Source organism: Streptomyces sp. SP18BB07 (assembly GCF_036322545.1).
Taxonomy (GTDB): domain Bacteria; phylum Actinomycetota; class Actinomycetes; order Streptomycetales; family Streptomycetaceae; genus Streptomyces; species Streptomyces deccanensis.
The window spans coordinates 26,863-52,097 of record NZ_JAQYWT010000229.1 but is presented as its reverse complement, the minus strand read 5'-3'; the positions used below and the strand labels follow the sequence as shown (position 1 = coordinate 52,097).

Genomic DNA, 25,235 nt, shown 5'->3' with positions numbered 1-25,235 from the left:
GGTCGCCGGAGTGTCACCGCCCAACGCGAACGCCTCGTCCGCGGCCCGCACATGCAGCGCGTCCCGGTCCGGATCGGCGTACACGGCCACGCTCGCGATCCCGGCGTCCCGGCACGCCCGGGCGACGCGGACAGCGATTTCGCCTCGGTTGGCGATCAACACCTTGCGCACGATGGCTCCCTCTCCTTGAAACAAGCCGAGTTTAGGGACTGCCGACACGGCGTTTCGACCCGTCCACAATGGTGAGCTTGCCCACACGGAGCGTGAATCGAGGCTCACTCAACCCGCGAAATCCCTTGTCGCACAGCATGGCGCAGGACTCCACACGAAAACCCTAGCCCTCCGATGTGGTCAAGGTCTCTGTGCGGCCGCGCTGCGGCCGGTTGGGTTTCTTTGTGGAGTCCCTACTAATGGCCCAACGATTCTTTGCTCTCGTAAGAACCCTTGTCCCGAGGTTTACCCGTTAGTAGCGTTCGCGATGTCTCGAACACCTACCTGGGGTAACGCGTCGGGGCGGCGAGGCGCTGAGAGCAGCAGGACGAGATCGGAAGTGGGTGGGGTCGGGTGATCCGCAGACCGGTGGCGGTGACGACGGCGATCGTGCTGTTCGTGGAGGGGCTCGGCATCGCCGGGGTCCAGTGGCTTCTCGGCACCGTCGTCGACCGGCAGCAGATGTCGCTCGCCGGGCTGGATTCCGGCGCGATGTCCGTCTCCACGAAGGCCGGGGGTGTTCTTTTCGGCCTCTACTTCGTCTTCTGCGGCGTGGTCGCGCTGCTCGTGGCCCTGCGCAACCGGCCGCCCGCCGGGCTCGGCAGGATCCTGCTCATCAGCGTCGCCGTCGTGCACGGGCTGCTCGGGGCGCTCGCGGTGGGACTGGTCGGGTGGGGCGCGTTCGTGTTCATGATGGTGGTGCTGGGCCTGGTGCTGCTCACGCTGATGACGTACGACCGGCAGGGCGGGGTTGCTGACGCGGTGCCGGGTGGGGGTGCCGGGGGTGCCGGGGGTGCTGGCGGGGCCGGGGGAGCCGGGGCTGCCGGGGGGCCGGAGCCGGCTGCTCCGGCGGTGCCCGGGGGTTCGTGAGGGGTCGCGTCAGTCGGTGCGAGGGGTCCACAGGTCGGTGATGGCCACGCCGAGTTGGGCCAGCAGGCGGCGCAGCAGGGGCAGGCTGATGCCGATGACGTTGCCGTGGTCGCCGTCGATGCCGTCGATGAACGGGGACGAGCGGCCGTCGAGGGTGAACGCGCCCGCCACGTGAAGGGGTTCGCCGGAGGCGACGTACGCGGCGATCTCCTCGTCCGAGGGGTCGCCGAAGTGGACGACCGTGGAGGCGGTCGCGGAGGTGTAGCGGCCGGTGGCGGTGTCGTAGACGCAGTGGCCGGTCTGGAGGGTGCCGGCACGGCCGCGCATGGACTTCCAGCGGGCGGTGGCCTCCTCGGCGTCCGCCGGCTTGCCGAGGGCCTCGCCGTCGAGGTCGAGGACCGAGTCACAGCCGATGACGAGGGCGCCCTTGACCTCCGGTCTGGCCGCCACGACCGATGCCTTGGCCTCGGCGAGGGCGAGGGCCAGGTCGGCGGGCGTGGGGGCGGTGACGGCGTCCTCGTCCACTCCGCTGACGATCACCTCGGGGGTGAGGCCGGCCTGGCGCAGGAGGTTCAGGCGGGCGGGGGACTGGGAGGCGAGGATCAGGCGGCGGCGCGTTTGTGGGGCGGTCATGCACTCAGGGTATTGCGTGGGTTGTCGGGTGCGGGCCGGGTGGGGCGCGTTGGCGGGTGCGGGCCGGGTAGGGGGCGTTGGTGGGTGCGGGCCGGGTAGGGGGCGTTGGTGGGTGCAGGCGGGTGGGGGCTGGTCGCGCAGTTCCTCGCGCCCCTCAGGGGCGCGGCTGTCCCGCCGTGGGGGCTTGGGCGCCGGTGCGCTGGGTGGGTCGGGGGCGCGCCGGGGGGTCCGTCCTCGGAACGGCGCGGAATCGGTCGGCTGAGAAGTTCAGCCTGTTGACGCGCCAACCGCTGCGGGCGGACACCCCCCGACACGCCCCCTTCTCGCCGTTCGCGGCCTCACCGCCGCCGGGGTGCTCAGAGGATGCCCAGGACCAGCATGGCCAGGAGCATGGCGCAGGCCATGAGCACGCCGAGCCGCCGAAGCATGGCCTGCGTGTCGCGCAGTTCCTTCGGCGGCTCGTTCTCAGGGTCGGACCAGAGCATGGTGCGATGGTGCGCCGCCCGGCGGGCCGGGCGCCTGAGTACGCGTACTCAATTCGGTAGGAGAGGTTCCGCTCAGCCGGGCCAGTAGGTGCGGCTCCAGGTGGTCGGGCCCGGGGCCGGCAGGCGGTGGGCGGCGATGCGGGACGGGTCGGACCAGGCGTCGCGGGGGGCGGGCGCGTGGGGTGGTTCGGTGGCCGCCGCCGCGGCGCGGGCTCGGACGACCGCGAGGGCCGCGGCCAGTTCCTCGGGGGTCGGGTTGCCCCGTACGACCTTGATCGTCATGGCTGGGCTCCGGGGGCTAGAGGGGGATGTTGCCGTGCTTCTTCGGGGGCAGGGACTCGCGCTTGGTGCGGAGTTGGCGCAGGCCCCGGACGAGGTGGCGGCGGGTGTCGGAGGGGGTGATGACGGCGTCGACGTAGCCGCGTTCGGCTGCGGTGTAGGGGTTGAGGAGGGTGTCCTCGTACTCCTGGATGAGGCGGGCGCGGACGGCTTCGCGTTCGGCTTCGGGGGCGGCGGCGATGGTGCGGCGGTGCAGGATGTTGACCGCGCCCTGGGCGCCCATGACGGCGATCTGGGCGGTGGGCCAGGCCAGGTTGAGGTCGGCGCCGAGGTGCTTGGAGCCCATGACGTCGTAGGCGCCGCCGAAGGCCTTGCGGGTGATGACGGTGATGAGGGGGACGGTGGCTTCGGCGTAGGCGTAGATGAGCTTGGCGCCGCGGCGGATGATGCCCTCGTGTTCCTGGCCGACGCCGGGGAGGAAGCCGGGGACGTCGACGAAGGTCAGGACGGGGACGTTGAACGCGTCGCAGGTGCGGACGAAGCGGGCCGCTTTTTCGGAGGCGTCGATGTCCAGGCAGCCGGCGAACTGCATCGGCTGGTTGGCGACGATGCCGACCGGGTGGCCCTCGATGCGGCCGAAGCCGGTGAGGATGTTCGGGGCGAACAGGGCCTGGGTCTCGAAGAACTCGCCGTCGTCCAGGACGTGTTCGACGACCGTGTGCATGTCGTAGGGCTGGTTGGCGCTGTCGGGGACGAGGGTGTCCAGCTCGCGGTCCTCGTCGGTGACGGTGAGGTCGGCCTGCTCGGGGAAGGCCGGGGGCTCGCTGAGGTTGTTCGAGGGCAGGTAGGACAGGAGCTGCTTGACGTACTCGATGGCGTCTTTTTCGTCGCCGGCCATGTGGTGGGCGACGCCGGAGGTGGCGTTGTGGGTGCGGGCGCCGCCGAGTTCCTCGAAGCCGACGTCCTCGCCGGTGACCGTCTTGATGACGTCCGGGCCGGTGATGAACATGTGCGAGGTCTGGTCGACCATCACCGTGAAGTCGGTGATCGCGGGGGAGTAGACCGCGCCGCCCGCGCACGGGCCGACGACCAGGCTGATCTGGGGGATGACGCCGGAGGCGTGGGTGTTGCGGCGGAAGATCTCGCCGTACATGCCCAGCGCCATGACGCCCTCCTGGATGCGGGCGCCGCCGGAGTCGTTGATGCCGATGACCGGGCAGCCGGTCTTGAGGGCGAAGTCCATCGCCTTCATGATCTTCTGACCGAAGACCTCGCCGAGGGAACCGCCGAGGACGGTGAAGTCCTGGGAGAAGACGGCCACCGGGCGGCCGTCGACCGTGCCGTAGCCGGTGACGACGCCGTCGCCGTAGGGGCGGTTGTTCTCCATGCCGAAGTCGGTGGAGCGGTGGCGGGCGAACTCGTCGAACTCCACGAAGGAGTCATCGTCGAGGAGCAGTTCGATCCGCTCACGGGCCGTCAGCTTGCCCTTGGCGTGCTGCTTCTCCACCGCGCGCTCGGAGCCGGCGTGCGTCGCCTCATGGATACGGCGCTGCAGATCCGCGAGCTTCCCCGCGGTCGTGTGGATGTCGATGTGTGCTGACTCAACCGGCTCGGACATCGGGATGCGGCTCCCTGCCTGCTCATGGGGACGTGAGGGATCGGTACGTGCTGCGCGGTGGTGCTCAGAAGTGTGCGTGGTTACTCATCCGTAGAGTAGTGCTGCACCTACCGGTCGGCAGTGCGGCGTTTACCACACCTAGGGTGGGTTGCATGACGCCGCGAGATGCCTCAGACGACGGTAACGACACGTCGGGTGGACGCTGGTCCGACCTGGACCGGCCGCCCCTCAACTCCGCCGCCCTGCGCCGGGCCCTGGTCCGGGACGGCGGGCTGTGGAGCTCCCTGGACGTGGTGCCCGTCATCGGTTCCACCAACACCGACCTGGCGGGACGGGCCGACGGGCTCCCCGAGGGCGCGGTGCTCGTGGCCGAGGAACAGAACGCGGGCCGGGGCCGCCTCGACCGCGTCTGGACCGCGCCGCCGCGCTCCGGTCTGTTCTTCTCGGTCCTGCTCAAGCCGGTCGAGGTGCCCATTCGGCACTGGGGCTGGCTGCCGCTCCTCACCGGCGTCGCGGTCGCGACCGGGCTGTCCCGGGCCGCCGGGGTCGACACGGCCCTCAAATGGCCGAACGACCTGCTGGTGACCGTACGGGGAGAGGAGCGCAAGGCCGGGGGGATCCTCGCGGAGCGCGCGGGCGCGGAGGGTGTCGTCATCGGGATCGGCGTCAATGTCAGCCTGCGCGAGGACGAGCTGCCGGTGCCCGCGGCCGGGTCGCTGGCGCTCGCCGGCGCCGTGAGCACGGACCGTGACCCGCTGCTGCGGGCCGTGCTGCGGTCATTGGAGGACTGGTACGGGCGGTGGCGGGCCGCCGGGGGCGATCCGGCCGAGAGCGGTCTCCAGGAGACCTACGCCGCGGGGTGCGCGACGCTGGGGCGCACCGTGCGGGCCGAGCTGCCCGGGGACCGGTCGGTGGTGGGGGAGGCCGTGGCCGTGGACGGGGACGGGCGGCTGGTCCTCGCCACGGGGGAGGGCGTGCAGGAGCCGGTCGGGGCGGGGGACATCGTGCATCTGCGGCCTGTGTGACGGGCGTGCCTCGGGGCGGGCAGGGGGCGGGTGTGCCTGGTGGGGCGTGCAGGGGGCGGGTGTGCGTGGTGGGGCAGGTGTGTGCTGAGTGATGTGTGGGCGGGGTGGGGGAGGGGACCCGGGAGTGGTGTTGGGCTGGGGCGGGTTTCGCTCGCGGCGCTTGCCGGGTGCCGCCCGCGCCCACCCGTGCCGTCCCAGCGGCACGACTGCCCGCAGCTGGCAGGGGCGGCGGAGTGCGGCTGCCCGCCGGGGCGTCCACCATCGGGCCCACCTGACGGAGTGAGCTGGCGCACACCTGCCGTAGAGTTGAGGCCGGTCGAGTACGTGACCGCGGGAGATCGGAAGGGCAGCAGGAGTGAGCGTCGAGGACACGGGCTCCGGCACGAACGCGGATGGCCGCGTGGAGCCGCCCCCTCTCTCGGCTTCGCTCGAGCGGGGCGAGCCCCACGGCGTGGACGCCGACGAGGAGGACCCGCTGGCGCTACGGCTCGAAGGGCTGATCCTCGGGGCCGAGCGCCGGTACACCCCTTTTCAGGCGGCGCGCAGCGCCGGGGTCTCCATGGAGCTGGCGTCCCGTTTCTGGCGGGCCATGGGCTTCGCGGACATCGGTCAGGCCAAGGCGCTGACCGAGGCCGACGTGCTCGCGCTGCGGCGTCTCGCCGGTCTTGTGGAGGCGGGGCTGCTGAGTGAGGCCATGGCGGTGCAGGTGGCCCGTTCCACCGGGCAGACCACCGCGCGGCTGGCCGAGTGGCAGATCGACTCCTTCCTGGAGGGGCTGACCGAGCCGCCGGAGCCGGGGATGACCCGCACCGAGGTGACGTATCCGCTGGTCGAGCTGTTGCTGCCGGAGCTGGAGGAGTTCCTCGTCTATGTCTGGCGGCGCCAGCTGGCCGCCGCGACCGGTCGGGTCGTCCAGGCCGCCGACGACGAGGAGATGGTCGACCGGCGGTTGGCTGTCTGCTTCGCCGATCTCGTCGGGTTCACCCGGCTGACCCGTCGGATGGAGGAGGAGGAGCTCGGCGAGCTGGTCGAGGCCTTCGAGACCACGGCGGCGGATCTGGTGGCGGCCAACGGGGGGCGGCTCATCAAGACCCTCGGGGACGAGGTGCTGTACGCCACGGACGACGCGGGTGTCGCCGCCGAGATCGCGCTGCGCCTCATCGAGACCATGGCCAACGACGAGACCATGCCCGAGCTGCGCGTCGGCATGGCCTTCGGGACGGTGACGACGCGGATGGGTGATGTCTTCGGGTCCACGGTGAACCTCGCGAGCCGGCTCACCTCGATAGCGCCGAAGGACGCGGTCCTCGTCGACGGGGCCTTCGCCGAGGAACTGACCCGCACGGGCGAGGCGCCCGCCTCCGAGGCCGAGGCCGCCGAAGCGGCGGCCGCCGCGGAGAAGGAGGGCGAGGAACCTCCGACCTACCGCTTCGCCCTCCAGCCGATGTGGCAACGACCGGTGCGCGGGCTGGGCGTGGTCCAGCCGTGGCTGCTCACGCGGAGGCCGGGCAAGACGTGAGGGGAGCAAGCCGCCGGGTGGGCGGCTTCTCTTCGTCCTTCGACTGCGGTTGCGGCGATGGCTGTGGCTGCGGCTGTGGCTGTCGTTGGGGTGGCTGATGTCCGCTACCTGCTCAGGGCGTCGTTGACGCAGAGGCCGACGATCGGGACGCAGAGGCCCGGCTTGGTGGGCTTCGTGGGTGTCGTCGTGTCGTCGGGGGCGGTCGGTGTGGTCGGGGAGTCCGGTGCGGTCGGCTGCTGGGGGGCTGCCGCCGGGGGCTGGGTCGGTGCGGGAGCGGTGGGGCGGGGGGCCTCCGGGGCGCGGGGCGCCGCTGACGTGTCGGGGGCCGGTGGGGTCCTGGGGAGGTCGCGGGCGCCGGGGGCGGAGGGGATGTCGACGCCGATCGAGGGGGCCGGCTGGTGGGCGGAGGGGGTCGGCGTGGGGGCGGGCCCTCCCGATGACGGGGGTTGCTGTGCGGGTGTGGGGTTTCCGCTGCCCATGGGGGTGTCGGCGGTCGGGGCGCCCGCGTCCGTGGAGGGCTCGTCGCCCACGGTGGCCCCGGCCTCGGTCGTACCGTCCGTGATGTCGTCCGCCGCGCTCGGGGCCGGGCCGGCCGCGCCGACGCCGCCCACCGGGTCCGACGACAGGCGAAGGAGGCTCAGCGCGCCCGCCGCGAGGGCCATGCCGCCCACCGCGAACAGCAGTTTCCGCTGTCGAGGCCGCCGGTGTCGGCCTCGTGGGCGGGGGGCGGGGTGGTCGGGGGTGTGGTCGGCCTGGGGCAGGGGTTGCGTGGCGGTGCCCGGCTTGGTGGGGGCGAAGGGGGGTGTGCGGTTCGTCGGGGCTGCGGACGGCTTCCAGGGGGGTGAGGGCGCTGCCGGGCCCGCCGACGGCGCTGGTTGCGGTCTTGGGGGTGCCTCCGGTGGCGTTGTGGACGTGCGGGTCGTGGGGGGCACCGCTGCCGTGTGTGGCTGCTGTGGCGCCCGTGGTGTGGTCTGCGTCGGCCGGGTGGCCGTGTTCGTCGTCATGGTTCGTCCCTCCCCTGCGCGCCCGTGTCCCTCGGTGCGCCTATGGCGGAGCGCAGGTTATGCGCCGGGGTGGGGCGTGTGGCCGGAGAAGGCCCGGATGTCACCCGTACGGGGAAAAGGACGCCGGGGTTTGTCAATGGGACGCGCCGTGAGAGCTCCCGTTGGGGTGGCTGGGGGGCTCCCGGGTTACGCCCCTCAGCGGAGTGCCGGCGGGGGCGGGCCGACGGGGAATGGCTGGGCTGGGCGGGGCGGCTCGGGCAGAGGAGGGGCTGGGAGAGCAGAGTGGGCCGGCAGGGCGGGGGCTGGGAGAGCAGGGTGGGTTGGCAGAGCGGGGCGGGCCGGGAGGCGCCGCTGACGGGATTCGCCCGCTGACCGGACTTGCCTGCTGACGGGACTTGCCTGCCGACCAGGCCGTCCGCAGACCACGTCCGCCGATCGCCCGCCGACGGACCCGTCCGCCGCTCACGCGTGCCGACCGCACTGGCCCGCTGACGGGACTTGCCCGGCGACCGGACTTGCCCGCCGACCGGGTCCGTCCGCCGACGATGCTCGCCCGCCGAGCGGACCCGTCCGCCGATCGCCCGCCGACGGACTCTCCGCCGCTCACGCTCGACGGTCGGACCGGTCCGACCGGTCCGACCGATCGCGCCCGCCGATCGGGCCCATCCGCCAGCCACGACCTCTGGCCAGACCCGTCCGCTGGCCACGCCCGTCGACCGGCCGGCCCTTGGATCGGTGCGCTTCTGGACTGGTTGGTTCGCGAACCGACCAGTCGCGAATGGGTTGGGCCCGCGAATCGGTTGGTCTCCGGTCTGCCCTGCCCGCAACCGGCCCGCCCTCGAACGGTCGGCCCCCGAAGCGACCTGCTCGCGCATCCCGCGGTTCCCGAGCTGCCGTGCCCGTATGCGCCGCGCCTCGAACCGGGCGGTTCCCGAACGGTCGGCCCTCGAAGCGGTCGCCGCCGGACCCGGGGGTCCCCGGAGGCCTGACCTTGAGCGGCCGCCCGTGCTCGTCTGCGGCCCGGTGTGCGCTTCTCGGCTCGGCCCTCGCATTCGTCGGGCGGTCGGGGTTTCGTCCGGGGAGGGGGGCTGGGATGATCGTGGGGGTTGTTAACTGGCGTTAACTGGAGGATGTCATGGGTGTGGGGCAGGCGGAGGAGCGGCGGTTCGGGGAGTTCGTCGTGGTGCGGCGGCACGGGTACGTCGCCGAACTCGCGCTGGACCGGCCCAAGGCCATGAACGCCGTGTCGACCGACATGGCCCGCTCCGTCGCGGCGGCCTGCGGTGCGCTCGCCGCCGACCGGGACGTACGCGTCGTCGTGGTGACGTCGACGCACGAGCGGGCGTTCTGCGTGGGGGCGGACCTGAAGGAGCGGAACTCCTTCAGCGACGCCGACCTGGTGCGCCAGCGGCCCGTCGCCCGCGCCGCCTACACCGGCGTACTGGAGCTGCCGATGCCCACGATCGCCGCCGTGCACGGCTTCGCGCTGGGCGGCGGCTTCGAACTCGCCCTGTCCTGCGACCTGATCGTGGCCGACCGTACGGCGGTGGTGGGGCTGCCCGAGGTGTCGGTGGGGGTGATCCCGGGCGGCGGGGGCACGCAGTTGCTGCCGCGTCGGGTGGGGGCCGCGCGGGCCGCCGAGCTGATCTTCACAGCCCGGCGGCTGGAGGCCGAGGAGGCGCGGGAGTTGGGGCTCGTGGACCAGTTGGTGGAGGAGGGGCGGGACCGGGCGGAGGCCTTGGCACTCGCCGAGCGGATCGCCGCGAACTCGCCCGTCGGGCTGCGCGCGGCCAAGCGCGCACTGCGGTTGGGGCACGGCCTCGACCTGAGGGGCGGCCTGGAGATCGAGGACGCGGCCTGGCGTTCGGTCGCGTTCTCGGGTGACCGGGCGGAGGGCGTGGCCGCGTTCAACGAGAAGCGGAAGCCGGCCTGGCCGGGGGAGTGAGCGAGCGCCTGCCCGGGCGTGAGCGGGTTCCGGCTGCCCGGCGGTGGTGGCGCCGGCTCGGCCGGCCCCGGCGTACGTGCGCTTGGTGGCCGTTTCGGCGGCGGTGCTTGTGGGCCGTACCCCTGTTCGCTCCACTAACGTCCCCAAACAGGGCAAAGCTACCTAGCCTGGGGTGATGGGAGAGGACAGGCGGCTGAGGGCCGTGGTGGCGTTGGCGCGGGGGATGGCGGGGGCGCGTACGTCGCGGGAGACGTGGTGGGCGGCCGCGGACGGATCGTGTCGGGCGCTGTCGGGGAGCTTCGCCGCGCTGTCCGTGTGGGAGCGGGAGCGCGGGCTGCTGCGGGTGCTGGTGAACGTGGGGAACCGGGCGGCGGACGAGGAGGAGTTCCCGGAGGACGAGACGTATCCGGTGCACGAGTTCCCGGAGATCGCGGAGTTCCTGCACGAGCGGTGGCTGGAGGGCGGTGAGCCCAACGCCTGGGTGGAGACGGCCGCGGGGCCGGTCAGCGGGCGGCTGCCCGGCGGCTACTGCCATCAGCGCGTCGCCGCGCTGCGCCGGCGCGGGCGCGGCTGCTGTGTGGTGGCGCCCGTCGTGCTGAACGGCCGGGCGTGGGGCGAGCTGTATGTGGCCCGGCCCGCGGGGGAGCCCGTCTTCCACGGTGACGACGCCGCGTTCGCGACCGTGCTCGCCTCGGTCGTGGCGGCCGGGCTCGCGCAGTCCGAGCGGCTGGAGGAGGCCCGACGGCTCGCCTTCACCGACCCCCTGACCGGGCTGGGCAACCGGCGCGCGGTCGACCTCCGGCTCGACGAGGCGATGGAGGCGCACCGGCGTGACGGCACGGTGATCAGCCTGGTCGTCTGCGACCTCAACGGGCTGAAGAAGGTCAACGACTCCTACGGGCACGCGATGGGGGATCAACTGCTGGAGAGGTTCGGTTCCGTCCTGTCGCGCTGCGCGGCCGAGCTGCGGGGCGTGCTGGTGGCGCGGCTCGGCGGGGACGAGTTCTGTCTGCTCACGGTGGGGCCGTCGTCGGACGACGTGGTGCGGGTCGCCGGAGATCTGTGCGTGCGGGCGCGGGAGCTGGAGCCGGGGGACGGGGTCGCCTGCGGGGTCGCGTCGACCGGCGACGCGATCGGGCCCCTGCGCTCGGCCCGGCGGCTCTTCCGGCTGGCCGACGCGGCGCAGTACCGGGCCAAGGCGGCGGGTTCCGTCGAACCGGTCGTCGCGGGACGGGAGGGGGAGGGCGCCGAGGATCCGGTGGTGAGCCTCGCCGACCGGCCGCCCGCGCCGGTCGATCCCGCGCACCCGGGGGACCGGCGCCGCATTCGAGGGCGCCGGTCCTAGGGCGGGCCGCGCGACGGGTCGAGTCGGCGCGCGGTCCTGGGCTGCCCACGGCCAAGGGGGAGTGGGCCGTGGGCCGGTCCGAGATCTCGACCCTACTCGCCTCTTGCGACCCGTACGGCTCTGACCTGCGCGTTCTGATCAATCTCTGAGCAAGCTCCGATCGTTCTCCGAGGGGATTCCGATCTACGCGGATTGCGGATCACGGCGGGTAAGGAGCCCCTCCGCCGTTCGGTCGTGACATTCGGCGATTCAGTCCCTACGATCCTGAATATGGATATGCACTCTGTGGACACGGTGGTCCTGGGGACGTCCGGGGTCACCGCGGCCGACGTCCTCGCCGTGGCGCGCGCCGGCGCCCGGGTCGAGCTCTCCGACGAGGCGGTGGTCGCCCTCGCCGCGGCGCGCGAGATCGTGGACGCGCTGGCGGCCAAGCCGGAGCCCGTCTACGGCGTCTCCACCGGCTTCGGCGCCCTCGCGACCCGGCACATCAGCCAGGAGCTGCGCGCCCGGCTCCAGCGCAACATCGTCCGCTCCCACGCGGCGGGCATGGGGCCGCGCGTGGAGCGCGAGGTCGTGCGCGCGCTGATGTTCCTGCGACTGAAGACCGTCTGCTCCGGCCGGACCGGCGTACGGCCCGAGGTCGCGCAGACCATGGCCGACGTCCTCAACGCCGGGATCACGCCCGTGGTGCACGAGTACGGATCCCTCGGCTGCTCCGGCGATCTGGCGCCGCTGTCGCACTGCGCGCTCACCCTGATGGGCGAGGGCGACGCGGAGGGCCCGGACGGCGTCGTACGGCCCGCCGGTGAGCTGCTCGCCGCGCACGGCATCGCGCCCGTCGAACTGCGCGAGAAGGAGGGGCTGGCCCTCCTCAACGGCACCGACGGCATGCTCGGCATGCTGGTCATGGCGCTGGCCGACCTGGAACTGCTCTACACATCGGCCGACATCACCGCCGCGATCTCGCTGGAGGCGCTGCTCGGCACGGACCGGGTCCTCGCGCCCGAACTGCACGCCATCCGCCCTCACCCGGGGCAGGCCGCCTCCGCGGCCAACATGCTCGCCGTGCTGAAGGGGTCGGGGCTGACCGGGCACCACCAGGACGACGCGCCCCGGGTGCAGGATGCCTACTCGGTGCGGTGCGCTCCGCAGGTCGCCGGGGCCGGGCGGGACACGCTCGCGCATGCGCGGCTCGTCGCGGAGCGGGAGTTGGCGGCTGCGGTCGACAATCCCGTGGTCCTGCCGGACGGGCGGGTGGAGTCCAACGGGAACTTCCATGGCGCGCCGGTCGCGTACGTCCTCGACTTCCTCGCCATCGCGGTGGCGGATCTCGCGTCGATCGCGGAGCGGCGGACGGACCGGCTGCTCGACAAGAACCGGTCGCACGGGCTGCCGCCGTTCCTCGCGGACGACGCCGGGGTCGACTCCGGGCTGATGATCGCGCAGTACACGCAGGCGGCGCTGGTGAGTGAGCTGAAGCGGCTCGCCGTGCCGGCCTCGGCCGACTCGATCCCGTCCTCCGCGATGCAGGAGGACCATGTGTCGATGGGGTGGTCGGCGGCGCGGAAGCTGCGGACCGCCGTGGACGGGCTGGCTCGGGTGCTGGCGGTGGAGTTGTACGCGGGGACGCGGGGGGTGGAGCTGCGGGAGGGGCTGGTGGCTGCGCCGGCTACGCGGGCCGTGGTGGAGGCCGTGCGGGGGGCCGGGGTCGAGGGGCCTGGGCCGGATCGGTTTCTCGCGCCCGATCTGGCGTTGGCCGAAAGGTTTGTGCGGGAGGGGCGGTTGGTGGCGGCGGCGGAGTCCGTCACCGGGGGGCTCGCCTGAGTTTTCTCGCCCCCGCCGCCCCTACCCGTCCCATCCTCGAGGGGCTGTGCCCCTTTGACCCCCAAGCGTCCGTCCGGTGGGGGCTTCTCGCGCAGTTCCCCGCGCCCCTAAAAGCAAAAAGCACGGGGCGCAGCCCCTGCTTTTTGAGGGGCGCGGGGAACTGCGCGAGAAGCCCCCACGCACCCGCAGGCGACTACGCGCCCCCGACCGGACCCAAATCCTCGTGTTCGCGGCGGATCGAATACGCGACGAACGCCGCGCCTACGCCCAGCATGGCCGTGCCGCCGATGATGTACGGCGTGGTGTTGGGGCTGCCGGTGTCGGCGAGTTCGCGGGGTCGGTCGGCCGTCGTGTCCGTGGCCGTCTCGGTCGTCGTGGTCGTCCGGTCGTGTATGGCCGGCTCGTCCTGGGTCGCGTTGGCGGACGGCACGAACCACAGGGCACCCAGGAGGGTGCCCGCGGCGGTGGCGGTCAGCAGCGATCGGCGGGCGGTGGACGACGCGCGACGTGCGACGGACACGGAATATCGATCCCCTTGTGGCGCTGGCGAATTGGCCGTAGGGAGCGATGCTAATGAAAGGCGCGGGTCGCGGGAAAGTCGCGTGACCCGTGAGCCGTACGCTCCGGAGCATGAGTACAACGGAGACATCACAGTTTGTCCGGCTTCGCGTCGAGTTGGTGGTCGAGGTCGACGATGTGGAGGCCGTGACCGGCGCCGCATTGCGCCGGATCTCGGGCGACCCCGATATGCCCGCCGATGAACGGGTACACGCCGAGAACGCGGTGACGGAGGACACGGCAGAGGCCCTCGCCTATCTGGTCGACCCGTTCGACCTGGTGGGGGATGTCCCGGGGGTCGAACTGGCCCAGGCCTCCTGGAGCAGCGAGGGAATCGACTACGACCCCGATTCGCCGGAATGGGGTCTGGACGAGGATGATGACCGGGAGGACGAAGAGGAAGACCGACTCGGCTGAGCGGCTCGGGAGATTGATGGCCCCGGGCGGCAACCGCCGCCCGGGTTTTTTTCGTCTCATGGGTCGCACCAGTCACTAGTGCACCGCCGCCGGGTCGCCGTCGATCCGTTGCGGGTGGAGTGGCGTATCCCACATATCCGCTTCGGCGGAACGGCTCGGTGCCGTAGTGGTGTTTAAGTGCTTACGGGGATCTTCGGCGTTTTGGGGATTCGGCAACGATGGAGAAGCGTGTGATGACGAACAGTAAGCGGCGCAGGGGCCTGACGGTCGCGTCCGCGCTGCTCGGTGGGGTGCTGGTGCTCTCTGCGTGCAGCGGGGGTGACAGCGACAACGCGTCCGGGAACGACGGCGGGGACTCCTCGCAGGCCCAGGCCGACAAGGCGGCGGCCGAGAAGACCTCCGAGGCCGACATCAAGATCACGCCGAAGGACGGCTCGGACAACGCCTCCATCAACAACTCGGCCAAGGTCACCGTGAGCAAGGGCACGCTCACGGACGTGAAGATGACCACCGCCGAGGGCGCCGCCGTCGAGGGTGAGATATCCGCGGACAAGAAGAGCTGGGCCCCGAGCGTCCAGCTGGAGCGGTCCACCAGCTACAAGATCACGGCCGAGGCCCAGGACTCCGAGGGCCGCGAGGCCCACGAGAACGCCGCGTTCACCACGGTCTCCCCGGCCAACAGCTTCATCGGCAACTTCACGCCCGAGGACGGCTCCACCGTCGGCGTCGGCATGCCGGTCTCGATCAACTTCGACAAGGCCATCACCAACAAGGCCGAGGTCCAGAAGGGGATCACCGTCTCCAGCAGCTCCGGCCAGGAGGTCGTGGGGCACTGGTTCAACGCCAACCGCATCGACTTCCGCCCCGAGGACTACTGGCAGGAGAACTCCACCGTCACCCTGAAGCTCGCGCTCGACGGGGTCGAGGGCGCCGACGGTGTCTACGGTGTGCAGCAGAAGACGGTCACCTTCAAGATCGGCCGGAACCAGGTCTCCGTCGTCGACGCCAAGACCAAGCAGATGAAGGTCATGCAGGACGGGAAGGTCGTCAAGACCATCCCGATCTCCGCCGGTTCGCCCGAGAACAAGACGTACAAGGGCGTCATGGTGATGTCGGAGATGTTCAAGGAGACGCGCATGAACGGCGCGACCGTGGGCTTCACCGACGACGACGGCAAGGGCGAGTACGACATCAAGGACGTGCCGCACGCCATCCGCCTCACCACGTCCGGGACGTTCATCCACGGCAACTACTGGGGCGCCGACTCCGTCTTCGGCAACGTCAACACCAGCCACGGCTGTGTCGGTCTGAACGACACCAAGGGTGCCAACGACAAGGGCACGGCGGGCTACTGGTTCTACAACAACTCGATCGTCGGTGACGTCGTCGACATCCGGAACACCGGTGACAAGACGGTCGCCCCGGACAACGGCCTCAACGGCTGGAACCTGAACTGGGCCGACTGGAAGGCGGGTTCGGCGGTCTGATTCGCCGTCAGCCGAACCGCACTGGCCGTACAGCACTGGCCGAACAGCACTGGCCGTACCGCACCGATGCCGCCCCCGGGACGCACCCAGGGGCGGCATCGCCGTTCGCGGGGGTCGCCCCAGGGTTCTCATCGGGCTCTTATCGAGGGCTTATCCCTTCATCACGCGGCGTCCCTAGCTTGCCGCCATGTTCTTCACCTACCTGAGGCGCGAACTGCGCCGCCGCAGAAAGGCGGCGCTCGTCGTCGCCTGCGGCCTCGCCCTGGGCATCGCGCTGGTGATCGTGGTCAGTTCCGTCTCCTCGGGCATGGAGAAGGCCCAGGCCAAGGTGCTCGAATCCCTGTACGGCCTGGGTACGGACATGACCGTCACCAAGGCCGCCGCCGCGCCCGGCGAGGGCGGCGGCGAACGCCCCCGGTTCGAGTTCGACGCCCAGGACGACGACTCGGGCGGGCAGCAGAGCAGCGACCTCGTCCGGGTCCAGGGCTTCCAGACCCTCGCGAGCTCGACCGTCACCGAGGTCGGTGAGCAGCAGGGCGTCGCGGAGGCCGTCGGTGGGCTCAGTCTCCAGGTCATCAAGGTGGACGGGCAGTTCCGGCAGGGGCAGTTCCAGCAGGAGGAGGGCGCCGGGGGCCGGCAGGGCGGACCCGGCGGCGGTCAGGACGGTGGCACCGGGCAGCCGCAGGGGCGGGTCGAGGGCGGCGGCGCCGAGTTCGACGTCGACAACTACTCCGTCTACGGCACCGACGTCACCGAGCCCGCGCTGGGCCCGCTGACCTCCTCGAAGATCACCAGCGGTCGTACGTTCAAGACGTCCGAGACGAACGCCAAGGTGGTCGTCGCGGACGCGTCGTACGCCAAGGAGAAGGAGCTGAAGGTCGGCGGCAGCGTCACGATCAACGGCGTCGAGTACGAGGTCATCGGGATCGCGACGCCCGACAGCGGGGACGCGGCGGCCAACCTCTACATGCCGCTCAAGCAGGCGCAGACGCTCAGCGACTCCAAGGACAAGGTCACCACGATCTATGTCAGGGCGAGCGACTCGCAGCGGATCGACAGCGTCAAGGCGGCCATCCAGAAGAACATCTCCGGGACGACCGTCACCACCTCCGCCGATCTCGCCGACACGGTCTCCGGATCGCTGTCGACCGCGTCCGACCTCGCCTCCAGCGTCGGCAGATGGCTGTCGATCGCGGTGCTCGTGGCCGCGTTCCTGGTGGCCGGGCTGCTCACCTCGTCGGCTGTGTCCCGGCGGGTGCGGGAGTTCGGCACGCTCAAGGCGCTCGGGTGGAAGTCGGGGCGGGTCACCCGGCAGGTCGTCGGTGAGGCCGTCGTCAACGGACTCGTGGGCGGTGCGCTCGGGATCGCGCTGGGGCTCGGCGGGGCCTACGCGGTGACGGCGATCAGTCCGACGCTCCAGGCGGAGATCGGCGCGACCGGTGGTGGGTTCGGTGGTGGACCCGGCGGTGGCGGGCCCGGTGGCTTCGCCGGTGGTGGCGGTCCCGGTGGGGGACGCCAGGCCGCCTCGAACGCGCTGGAGGTGGCGCTCACGGCACCCGTCAGCGTCACCACGATCGGCGTGGCGGTGGGGCTCGCCGTCGCGGGTGGGCTGACCGCGGGGGCGTTCGGCGGCTGGCGCGCCTCCCGGCTGCGGCCGGCGGACGCGTTGCGGCGCGTGGAGTAGACGGGCCCGGCGGCACGACCGCCCACGGCCGGATCAGCCACCGACCCTCTTCGGATCAGCCACCAACCCCCTTCTCCACCAACCCCCTTCTCCACCAACCCCCTTCTCCACCAACCCCCTTCTCCACCAACCCTCTTATGCCTTCCGGGAGTTGCACATGTACGTACTCCGTGGTGTCACCAAGCGGTACGCGCGCGGCAAGGACACCGTGACCGCGCTCGACGGGGTCGATCTCACCATCGCCGACGGGGACCGGCTGGTCATCCAGGGGCCCACCGGGGGCGGGAAGTCCACCCTGCTCCAGATGCTCGGAGGGCTGGACAAGCCGTCCGACGGGAGCGTCGAACTCGACGGGACCGACCTGGCGAGACTGTCGGAGGCGAAGCTCACCACCGTGCGCGGCGAGAACATCGGGTTCGTGTTCCAGAGCTTCAACCTGATCCCGACGCTGACCGCGCAGGAGAACGTCGAGACGGCTCTCGTGCCGCTCGGCGTGAAGGCGAAGGAACGGCGGGAACGGGCCGCCGAGGCGCTGGAGTCGGTGGGTCTGGGCGAGCGGCTGGGGCACCTCCCGGCCGAGCTGTCCGGTGGTCAGCAGCAGCGCGTCGCGATCGCCCGCGCGCTGGTGAAGCGGCCGAAGGTACTGCTCGCGGACGAACCCACCGGCAACCTCGACGAGTCCACGCGCGACGAGATCATGGAGGTCCTCCAGACGCTGTGGAAGGAGCACGGGCTCACTTTCATCATGGTCACCCACGACTCCGTCCTGGCGAGGAAGGCCCCCCGGGTCGCGACGATCCGCAAGGGGCGGATCACGGTGAAGGAGAACGCCGAGGCATGACGGGGGCGCGTGCGGGTCGCGCATGCCCGTACTTCGCCGCTGTGCGCCCAGCCGCGAGGCGTGTGGCGGGAGTTGACCCCCGGTCATACTGCGTGGACCGGGGGGAATTGACGCGTATGTGTGCGGACGGTCCCCCTGCCGGATCAACCGGGTCAACCGGACCAGCAGGCTCAAGGGGGAGACTTGCGCAGACATGCGAAGCGCGCGCGTACGGCCGTGACCGCCATGGCGTCGGCCGTGGTGGTCACGGCGGGAACGACCCTGGGGGCGACGGCGGGCACGACCGGCCCGGCGTCCGCGATATCCGAGCGTGCCGGCGGCGCGACCCTGGCCGCTCCCGGTGCCCGGGGCGCGGGAGTCGGGGCGAGCCACCGCATCACCCTCGTCACCGGTGATCGTGTGCTCGTCGACGCCGAGGGCCGGGTGCTCGGCCTGGAGCGGGCGAAGGGCCGTGAGGGCGTGCCGGTGCAGCTGCGCACGGCCGGCGGCCACACCTATGTGCTGCCGGCCGATGCCGCCCGGCTCATCGCCACCGGAAGGGTCGACAAGCGGCTCTTCGACGTCACTGTGCTGAACCGTTCGGCGACCCGCACCTCCCAGAAACAGGGCCTCAAACTGATCGTCGGCTACTCGGGAACCGCCGCCGGCGCCCGCGCCGACGTACGGGACGCCGGTGACACCGAGGTCCGGCGCACCCTCAAGACCCTGAACGCCGACGCGGTGCTCACCCCGAAGGACGACGTCGCCGCGCTGTGGAAGGCGGTCACCGACGCCGACGGCACCACCGCCACCGGGGTCGCGCACCTCTGGCTGGACGGCGTCCGCAAGGTCAGCCTCGACACGTCGGTCTCCCGGATCGGCGCCCCCAAGGCATGGAAGGCCGGCTACGACGGCAAGGGCGTCACCATCGCGGTCCTGGACACCGGCGTCGACGCCACCCACCCCGACCTCAAGGGCCAGGTCACGGCCGCCAAGAACTTCTCCACCTCCCCCGACACCACCGACAAGTACGGTCACGGCACACACGTCGCCTCCATCGCGGCGGGCACCGGGGCGAGGTCCAAGGGCAGGTACAAGGGCGTCGCGCCGGGCGCGAAGCTGCTCAACGGCAAGGTGCTGAGCGACGAGGGCTACGGGGACGACTCCTCCATCATCGCGGGCATGGACTGGGCCGCCGAGCAGGGCGCCGACGTGGTCAACCTCAGCCTGGGCGGCGGCGACACCCCCGAGGTCGACCCGATGGAGGCGGAGATCAACAAGCTCTCCGCAGAGAAGGGCATCCTCTTCGCGGTCGCCGCCGGCAACGAGGGCGACGCGGAGCGGACGGTCGGCTCGCCGGGCAGCGCCGCCGCCGCGCTCACTGTGGGCGCCGTCGACGACAAGGACCGGATCGCCCCGTTCTCCAGCCGGGGCCCCGGCATGGACGGACAGATCAAACCCGACGTGACCGCTCCCGGTGTCGCCATCACCGCCGCCGCGGCCCCGGGCAGCGTCATCGAGGAGGAGGTCGGCCAGAAACCCGCGGGGTACCTGACCATCTCCGGCACGTCGATGGCCACCCCGCATGTCGCGGGAGCCGCCGCCCTCCTCAAGCAGCAGCACCCGGACTGGACGTACGCCGAACTGAAGGCCGTCCTCGTCGCGTCCGCCAAGGGCGGCCCGTACACGCCGTTCGAGCAGGGCTCGGGCCGGGTCCGCGTCGACCGGGCGATCAAGCAGCGGGTGGTCGCCGACCCGGTCTCCGTCGACTTCGGCGTCCAGGAGTGGCCGCACACCGACGACAAGCCGGTCACCAGGAAGCTCACCTACGACAACCTCGGCACCAAGGCCGTCACCCTCGGCCTCTCGATCACCGGCACCGCCCCGAACGGCAAGCCCGCCCCGGCCGGCTTCTTCCGGCTCGGCGCGAAGAAGGTCACCGTCCCGGCGGGCGGCAGGGCCTCCGTGAAGGTCACCGTCGACACCCGGCTCGGCGGCGGACTCGACGGGCCCTACTCGGCGTACGTCGTCGCCGAGGGCGGCGGCCAGGGCGTACGCACGGCGGTGGCCGTGCAGCGCGAGGAGGAGTCCTACGACGTCACGCTGAAGATGATCGACCGGGACGGCGGGCCCGCCGAGAACCACATGCTCGACCTGACCGGGATCTCCGGGCTCGCCGAGGGCACGTGGTTCACGCCGTACGACAAGGACGGCACCGTCGAGCTGCGGGTGCCGGAGGGCACGTACATCTTCAACGCCGGGATCGTCGTGGACCCGAAGAACTACGGCAAGGGAGCGGACTGGCTGTCCCGGCCGACGCTCACCGTCGACCGGACGACCTCCCTCACACTGGACGCCCGCAAGACGAAACCCGTGGACATCACCGTGCCCGACACGGGCGCCGAACCGGCCTTCGCGGCACCCGAGTTCACCCTGCTGGTCGGCGACAGCGGGTACACCTTCGGATGGCTGCTCGACACCTACGAGGGGTTCCGGACCGCGCACCTCGGTCCGCAGATCACCGGCGGCCGGCTCAGTCAGAACTGGGTGGGCCAGTGGACCAAGGGCGACACCGAGCAATATGCCGTCGCCACCGGAGGCAAGGTCACGAAGCTCGCCACCGGCTTCACCAAGCGCTGGAAGAAGAGCGAACTGTCCACCGTGCGGACCGGCCTGGGCTCCTCCGCCGCGGGGAAGACCGGCGCCGTCATCCCCTGGGCCTGGCTCCCCGACAGCCCCGCCTCACCCGCCGTCGGCGTCCCGCAACCCCTGCCCGGCACCCGCACGCTGCATCTGTCCGCCGTGCGCGGCGTGAAGTGGAGCCTCGACTTCGAGCAGTACGGCGCCGAGGACGAACAGGGCTTCCCGCTGCTCGACGCGTACTACTCGACCGGTGACAGCCAGACCTTCGAGGCGGGCAGGACGTACGCCCGGACCTTCAACGTCGGGGTCTTCGGCCCGAAGATCGCCGGGTTCTACGGCATCCGCCGCGACGGGAACACGGTGTACGGCCTGCTGCCGATGTTCGCCGACGGGCGCGGACACGCAGGGGCCTCCTTCTACGAGAAGGTCACGACCGTCCTCCACCGGGGCGGCGAGAAGCTCGCCTCCAGCGAGGACGCGCTGGACGGGTCCGGGCAGTTCAAGGTGCCGGCGGGCCTCGCCACCTACCGTCTGACCACGTCCATCTCCCGGTCCGCCGAGCTGGCCCGGGCCGCCTCCCGGATCGACGCGAGCTGGACCTTCACCTCGCAGAAGACCGCGAGCGACTCGAAACTCCCGGTCTCCACCGTCCGGTTCGGCGCCCCGTTCCTGGGGCTCGACAGCACCGCCCCGGCCGGCAGCGAGGGCACCGTCCGCGTCACCGTGCAGGGCGCGGCCCGGGGCGAGAACCTCAAGTCGCTGGCCGTGTACGTGTCCGGTGACGGCAAGAAGTGGACGAAGGTCGCCCTGAAGAACAGCAGGTTCGCCCAGAGGGCTCCGGCGGCGGGCAAGAGCGTCTCCCTGCGAGCCGTGGTGACCGACAGGAAGGGGAACACGTCGACGGTGACGATCCACGACGCGTACTTCGGCAGGTGAGATCCGGCAGGTGACGGACGCGTCGCCCGTCGGCTACGGCGTCGCCGTCGACGCGCGGTTCGCGTCCGTGCCCCAGCTGGCCAGGAGACGCAGGGCGTCGGCGGAGGGCGAGCCCGGCTCGGCGTGGTAGGTGATCAGGCTCTGCTCGTGGTCGTCGGGGAGCCGGAACGTCTCGAAGGAGAGGGTGAGTTCACCGACCAGGGGGTGGTGCATGCGCTTCACCCCGTGGCTCTTCTCCTTCACGTCGTGCGCCGCCCACAGCCGCCGGAACTCCTCGCTCTTCACCGACAACTCGCCCACCAGCGCCGACAGCAGCGGATCGTCCGGATGGCAGCCCGCGTCCATCCGCAGATAGCTGACGATGTCGGCCGCCTTCTGGTCCCAGTCGACGTACAGATCCCGGTAGTCGGGCCGCAGGAACACCATCCGCGCCCAGTTCCGTTCCTGCGGCGGCAGCGCCGACCAGTCCCCGAAGACCGCCGCCGCCATCCGGTTCCACACCAGGATGTCCGAGCGCCGGCCCGTGACGTACGCCGGAACGCCGTCGAGGGTGTCGATCAGCTGCCGCAGGGCGCCCCGCACCTGCTGCGGCCGGGCCGAACGCTTCTTCTTGTGCGCCTTCGGCTTCGCGAGATGCGTGAGGTGGGCGTGCTCCGCGTCGTTCAGCCGGAGGGCGCGCGCGATGGCGTCGAGCACCTCCGCCGACACATTGCGCCCGTTGCCCTGCTCCAGCCGCGTGTAGTACGCCACCGACACCCCGGCGAGCTGCGCCAGCTCCTCCCGGCGCAGCCCGGGAACCCGGCGGTGCCGCCCGAAGGTGGGCAGGCCCACGTCCTCCGGCTGCAGCCGGGCCCGCCGGGTGCGCAGGAACTCGCTGAGCTCGGCGCGCCGGTCCAGCGCCCCGGCGGCCTGACCGGCCTGGGGCTCCCGCGCGGCTTCGGGCTGTTCGTCCATACGGCAAGTATTCACGGTCGTACGACCGCAGGGGTCGGTGAGCCTGACCCCGCCAGTGGTAGGACCGGCGGACGTACGCAAAGCCGTGGCCTGGGTGAATCCTGTGACTTCGGGCAGGCTGGTATCCGCAGCCGGCCGGAAGGCAGCCGGATGCGGGACGACGATCAGGAGAACCACGGCATGACCACCACTGTTGCCGCCTACGCGGCGCCCGCCGCCAAGGCTCCGCTGGAGCGCACCACGATCGAGCGCCGCGAGGTCGGTGAGTTCGACGTACTGATCGACATCAAGTACGCCGGTATCTGCCACTCGGACATCCACCAGGCCCGCGAGGGCTGGGGCGAGGCGATCTTCCCGATGGTCCCCGGCCACGAGATCGCCGGTGTCGTCGAGGCCGTCGGCTCCGGCGTCACCAAGTTCGCCGTCGGTGACAAGGTCGGCGTCGGCTGCATGGTCGACTCCTGCCGCGAGTGCGAGAACTGCGCGGCGGGCCTGGAGCAGTACTGCCTCAAGGGCAACGTCGGCACGTACAACGCCGTCGGCAAGGACGGCGAGCCCACCTACGGCGGCTACGCCGAGAAGATCGTCGTCGACGAGGCCTTCACCCTGCGCATCCCCGACGGCATCGCCCTCGACGAGGCCGCGCCGCTGCTGTGCGCCGGCATCACCACGTACTCGCCGCTCAAGCACTGGAACGCCGGCCCCGGCAAGAAGGTCGCCGTCGTCGGTCTCGGCGGTCTCGGCCACATGGGCGTCAAGCTCGCGCACGCGCTCGGCGCCGAGGTGACTGTGCTCTCGCAGTCCCTCCGCAAGCAGGAGGACGGCCTGAAGCTGGGCGCCGACCACTACTACGCGACCAGCGACGAGGCGACGTTCAAGGAGCTGGCGGGCACCTTCGACCTGATCGTGTCGACGGTCTCGGCGCCCCTGAACCTGGACGCCTACCTCTCCCTGCTGAAGACCGACGGCGCCTTCGTGAACGTCGGTGCCCCCGAGGAGCCCGTCGCCCTCAACCTCTTCTCCGTCATCGCCGGCCGCAAGACCCTCGCGGGCTCCGGCATCGGCGGCATCCGGGAGACCCAGGAGATGCTGGACTTCTGCGCCGAGCACGGCCTCGGTGCCGAGATCGAGCTGATCCGCGCGGACCAGATCAACGAGGCGTACGAGCGGGTGCTGGCGAGCGACGTGCGCTACCGCTTCGTGATCGACACGTCGACGATCTGAGCGCGTTGGTCGGGCGGGGCGGTCGCGTCGTGTCCGGCTGCGGGTGAGTGGGGGCTGGTCGCGCAGTTCCCCGCGCCCCTCAAGCGGCACGGGGTCTGCGCCCCGTGCCGCTTGCCCCGTGCGTGGTGCGGCCGGACGATGGAGGAGCGGGGGAGAGACAGGCGGCCGCGACGCGATCACCACCCGGGGGGCTGACGAGGTGTGAGCGACATGCCCCTGCAGAAGACCCGTCCGGGCACCGTCCACCGGCTGCGCCCGGACATCAGCGTTCTCGCCGACAGCCTGGAGGTGCCGGGGATCGGGCACATCCCGGTGAACGCGTTCGTCCTGCTGTCCGCCCAGCCGGTCGTGGTCGACACCGGTCTGAGCCTGCCCGACCGGAACTTCGTCGAGACGCTCGGCTCCGTGCTGGATCCGAAGGACGTGCGCTGGATCTGGCTCACCCACCCCGACCGCGACCACACCGGCGGCCTCTTCGACCTGCTCGCGGCGGCGCCCGACGCACGGGTCGTGACGACCTTCGTCGGCGCGGGGATCCTCTCCTGCGAACGCCCGCTGCCGCTCGACCGCTGCTATCTCCTGAACCCCGGCGAGTCGATGGACATCGGCGACCGCACCCTCACCGGTTTCCGCCCGCCGCTGTTCGACAACCCCGCCACCGTCGGCTTCTTCGACGACCTCTCCGGAGTCTGCTTCAGCTCCGACTGCTTCGGCGCGCCGCTTCCCACGGCCGACCTCGCCCAGGCCGTCGACGTCCGTGACGTCGCCGTCGACGATCTGCGCACCGCTCAGCTGCTCTGGGCCACGGTGGACAGCCCCTGGGTCAGGACGGTCGACATGGACAAGTACCTCGCGACCTTCCAGCCGCTGAAGGACCGCAAGCCCGACCTCGTCCTCTCCACCCACCTGCCCCCGGCCGCCGGCATCACCGGCTCCCTCCTCGACACCCTCACCACGGCCCCGGACGCCCCGCCCTTCACGGGCCCGGACCAGGCGGCCCTGGAACGGATGCTGGCGGAGTTCGAACCGAAGGGCGGCGGCCACGGCCCCTGAGGGGCCGCGCGGTTCCCCCCGTGCCGCACGACAGGACCGGCACGGAATCGCCCGGAGTGCTCGCGCGTTGAGGACGGTGGGTATCGGAGGGCGGCGGTGTGCGAGACGAGTACACCGAGTCACCGAGCTGACTGTATGGGAGGGTCGCGATGACCGCGCAGACGCAGAGGGCCGTGCTGGCGGGCGGATGTTTCTGGGGAATGCAGGATCTGATCCGCCGGCTCCCGGGCGTGACGGCGACCCGGGTGGGATACACCGGGGGTGACGTGCCGAACGCCACGTACCGGAACCACGGTACGCACGCGGAGGCCATCGAGATCCTCTTCGACCCTGAGAGGACCGACTTCCGCGCGCTCCTGGAGTTCTTCTTCCAGATCCACGACCCGAGCACCAGGAACCGCCAGGGCAATGACATCGGCCTCAGCTACCGCTCGGCGATCTACTACGTGGACGACGAGCAGAAGCGGATCGCCGAGGACACGATCGCGGATGTGGACGCCTCCGGCCTGTGGCCGGGCAAGGTCGTCACCGAGGTGGAGCCGGTCGGGCCCTTCTGGGAGGCCGAGCCCGAGCACCAGGACTACCTGGAGCGTTACCCGGACGGCTACACCTGCCACTTCCCGCGCCCGGGATGGCGGCTGCCCGCCCGTACGGAGGGCTGACCGCGAGAGCCCGCCCGCGCGAGGGCCGGCCGCGAGACTG

At 71.5% G+C, this 25,235-nt stretch carries 22 protein-coding genes; 14 read left to right on the top strand and 8 right to left on the bottom strand.

Translation table 11 applies throughout. The features are described from left to right. Positions 1 to 171: biotin carboxylase N-terminal domain-containing protein (locus tag PUR53_RS07130; protein ID WP_329894716.1), on the bottom strand; the 171-nt coding region annotated here is incomplete at its 3' end. Between the two features lie 393 nt (positions 172 to 564). On the opposite strand from PUR53_RS07130, the gene PUR53_RS07125 reads away from it, so the two are divergent. Further along, on the top strand, positions 565 to 1,080 hold the full coding sequence (locus PUR53_RS07125) for a hypothetical protein (RefSeq protein ID WP_329894712.1): 516 nt from the start codon (positions 565 to 567) through the stop codon (positions 1,078 to 1,080). A 9-nt stretch (positions 1,081 to 1,089) separates the two neighbouring features. Here PUR53_RS07125 and PUR53_RS07120 read toward each other — a convergent pair whose 3' ends face one another. The 4 genes from PUR53_RS07120 to PUR53_RS07105 all read right to left on the bottom strand — a co-directional run bounded on the left by PUR53_RS07120 (position 1,090) and on the right by PUR53_RS07105 (position 4,095). Further along, positions 1,090 to 1,713, bottom strand: a complete 624-nt coding sequence (locus PUR53_RS07120) for a Maf family protein (RefSeq protein WP_329907755.1) — start codon at positions 1,711 to 1,713, stop codon at positions 1,090 to 1,092. 356 nt (positions 1,714 to 2,069) lie between these two features. Next, positions 2,070 to 2,198 carry a morphogenic membrane protein MmpB gene (gene mmpB / locus PUR53_RS07115; RefSeq protein WP_086784515.1) on the bottom strand — a complete coding sequence of 43 codons (129 nt, stop codon included), beginning with the start codon at positions 2,196 to 2,198 and terminating at the stop codon, positions 2,070 to 2,072. 72 nt (positions 2,199 to 2,270) lie between these two features. Further along, a complete protein-coding gene (locus tag PUR53_RS07110) occupies positions 2,271 to 2,480 on the bottom strand; it encodes an acyl-CoA carboxylase epsilon subunit (protein ID WP_239756905.1) in 210 nt (69 codons plus the stop codon). A 16-nt stretch (positions 2,481 to 2,496) separates the two neighbouring features. After that, entirely contained in the window at positions 2,497 to 4,095 is a 1,599-nt protein-coding gene (locus PUR53_RS07105) for an acyl-CoA carboxylase subunit beta (RefSeq protein ID WP_329894710.1), read from the bottom strand. 152 nt (positions 4,096 to 4,247) lie between these two features. On the opposite strand from PUR53_RS07105, the gene PUR53_RS07100 reads away from it, so the two are divergent. Together PUR53_RS07100 and PUR53_RS07095 are read left to right on the top strand one after the other, a co-directional pair. After that, on the top strand, positions 4,248 to 5,120 hold the full coding sequence (locus PUR53_RS07100; protein WP_329907754.1) for a biotin--[acetyl-CoA-carboxylase] ligase: 873 nt from the start codon (positions 4,248 to 4,250) through the stop codon (positions 5,118 to 5,120). Between the two features lie 355 nt (positions 5,121 to 5,475). Next, positions 5,476 to 6,639, top strand: a complete 1,164-nt coding sequence (locus PUR53_RS07095; RefSeq protein ID WP_329894708.1) for an adenylate/guanylate cyclase domain-containing protein — start codon at positions 5,476 to 5,478, stop codon at positions 6,637 to 6,639. Positions 6,640 to 6,743: 104 nt separating this feature from the next. Here PUR53_RS07095 and PUR53_RS07090 read toward each other — a convergent pair whose 3' ends face one another. Then, positions 6,744 to 7,301, bottom strand: a complete 558-nt coding sequence (locus tag PUR53_RS07090) for a hypothetical protein (RefSeq protein WP_329907753.1) — start codon at positions 7,299 to 7,301, stop codon at positions 6,744 to 6,746. A 1,477-nt stretch (positions 7,302 to 8,778) separates the two neighbouring features. On the opposite strand from PUR53_RS07090, the gene PUR53_RS07085 reads away from it, so the two are divergent. The 3 genes from PUR53_RS07085 to hutH all read left to right on the top strand — a co-directional run bounded on the left by PUR53_RS07085 (position 8,779) and on the right by hutH (position 12,757). Then, on the top strand, positions 8,779 to 9,588 hold the full coding sequence (locus PUR53_RS07085; RefSeq protein WP_329907752.1) for an enoyl-CoA hydratase/isomerase family protein: 810 nt from the start codon (positions 8,779 to 8,781) through the stop codon (positions 9,586 to 9,588). Between the two features lie 175 nt (positions 9,589 to 9,763). Beyond that, entirely contained in the window at positions 9,764 to 10,933 is a 1,170-nt protein-coding gene (locus tag PUR53_RS07080) for a GGDEF domain-containing protein (RefSeq protein ID WP_329907750.1), read from the top strand. A gap of 285 nt (positions 10,934 to 11,218) precedes the next feature. Further along, complete coding sequence (gene hutH, locus PUR53_RS07075) at positions 11,219 to 12,757, top strand: histidine ammonia-lyase (RefSeq protein WP_329907758.1); 1,539 nt, start codon at positions 11,219 to 11,221, stop codon at positions 12,755 to 12,757. 193 nt (positions 12,758 to 12,950) lie between these two features. Here hutH and PUR53_RS07070 read toward each other — a convergent pair whose 3' ends face one another. Continuing rightward, complete coding sequence (locus PUR53_RS07070; protein ID WP_329894703.1) at positions 12,951 to 13,277, bottom strand: hypothetical protein; 327 nt, start codon at positions 13,275 to 13,277, stop codon at positions 12,951 to 12,953. 110 nt (positions 13,278 to 13,387) lie between these two features. Here PUR53_RS07070 and PUR53_RS07065 point away from each other — a divergent pair, with 110 nt between their 5' ends. The 5 genes from PUR53_RS07065 to PUR53_RS07045 all read left to right on the top strand — a co-directional run bounded on the left by PUR53_RS07065 (position 13,388) and on the right by PUR53_RS07045 (position 21,302). Then, entirely contained in the window at positions 13,388 to 13,732 is a 345-nt protein-coding gene (locus PUR53_RS07065) for a hypothetical protein (protein ID WP_329907748.1), read from the top strand. A gap of 218 nt (positions 13,733 to 13,950) precedes the next feature. Continuing rightward, a complete protein-coding gene (locus PUR53_RS07060; protein ID WP_329894701.1) occupies positions 13,951 to 15,219 on the top strand; it encodes a L,D-transpeptidase in 1,269 nt (422 codons plus the stop codon). Positions 15,220 to 15,406: 187 nt separating this feature from the next. Continuing rightward, positions 15,407 to 16,903, top strand: coding sequence for an ABC transporter permease (locus tag PUR53_RS07055; protein ID WP_329907746.1), 1,497 nt, complete (start codon positions 15,407 to 15,409; stop codon positions 16,901 to 16,903). A gap of 157 nt (positions 16,904 to 17,060) precedes the next feature. Further along, positions 17,061 to 17,744, top strand: coding sequence for an ABC transporter ATP-binding protein (locus PUR53_RS07050; protein ID WP_329894699.1), 684 nt, complete (start codon positions 17,061 to 17,063; stop codon positions 17,742 to 17,744). Positions 17,745 to 17,969: 225 nt separating this feature from the next. Beyond that, positions 17,970 to 21,302, top strand: a complete 3,333-nt coding sequence (locus PUR53_RS07045) for a S8 family peptidase (RefSeq protein ID WP_329907757.1) — start codon at positions 17,970 to 17,972, stop codon at positions 21,300 to 21,302. Positions 21,303 to 21,335: 33 nt separating this feature from the next. Here the strand turns inward: PUR53_RS07045 and PUR53_RS07040 are convergent, their stop codons facing one another. Further along, complete coding sequence (locus tag PUR53_RS07040; protein ID WP_329894698.1) at positions 21,336 to 22,256, bottom strand: helix-turn-helix transcriptional regulator; 921 nt, start codon at positions 22,254 to 22,256, stop codon at positions 21,336 to 21,338. A gap of 180 nt (positions 22,257 to 22,436) precedes the next feature. Here PUR53_RS07040 and PUR53_RS07035 point away from each other — a divergent pair, with 180 nt between their 5' ends. The 3 genes from PUR53_RS07035 (at position 22,437) to msrA (ending at position 25,195) form a co-directional block, all read left to right on the top strand. Next, positions 22,437 to 23,480, top strand: coding sequence for an NAD(P)-dependent alcohol dehydrogenase (locus PUR53_RS07035; RefSeq protein ID WP_329907745.1), 1,044 nt, complete (start codon positions 22,437 to 22,439; stop codon positions 23,478 to 23,480). Between the two features lie 210 nt (positions 23,481 to 23,690). After that, positions 23,691 to 24,533 carry an MBL fold metallo-hydrolase gene (locus PUR53_RS07030; protein WP_329907744.1) on the top strand — a complete coding sequence of 281 codons (843 nt, stop codon included), beginning with the start codon at positions 23,691 to 23,693 and terminating at the stop codon, positions 24,531 to 24,533. Positions 24,534 to 24,682: 149 nt separating this feature from the next. Beyond that, positions 24,683 to 25,195: a peptide-methionine (S)-S-oxide reductase MsrA gene (msrA, locus tag PUR53_RS07025; protein ID WP_239756920.1), complete on the top strand. Its 513-nt coding sequence runs from the start codon at positions 24,683 to 24,685 to the stop codon at positions 25,193 to 25,195. Positions 25,196 to 25,235: the final 40 nt, after the last annotated feature.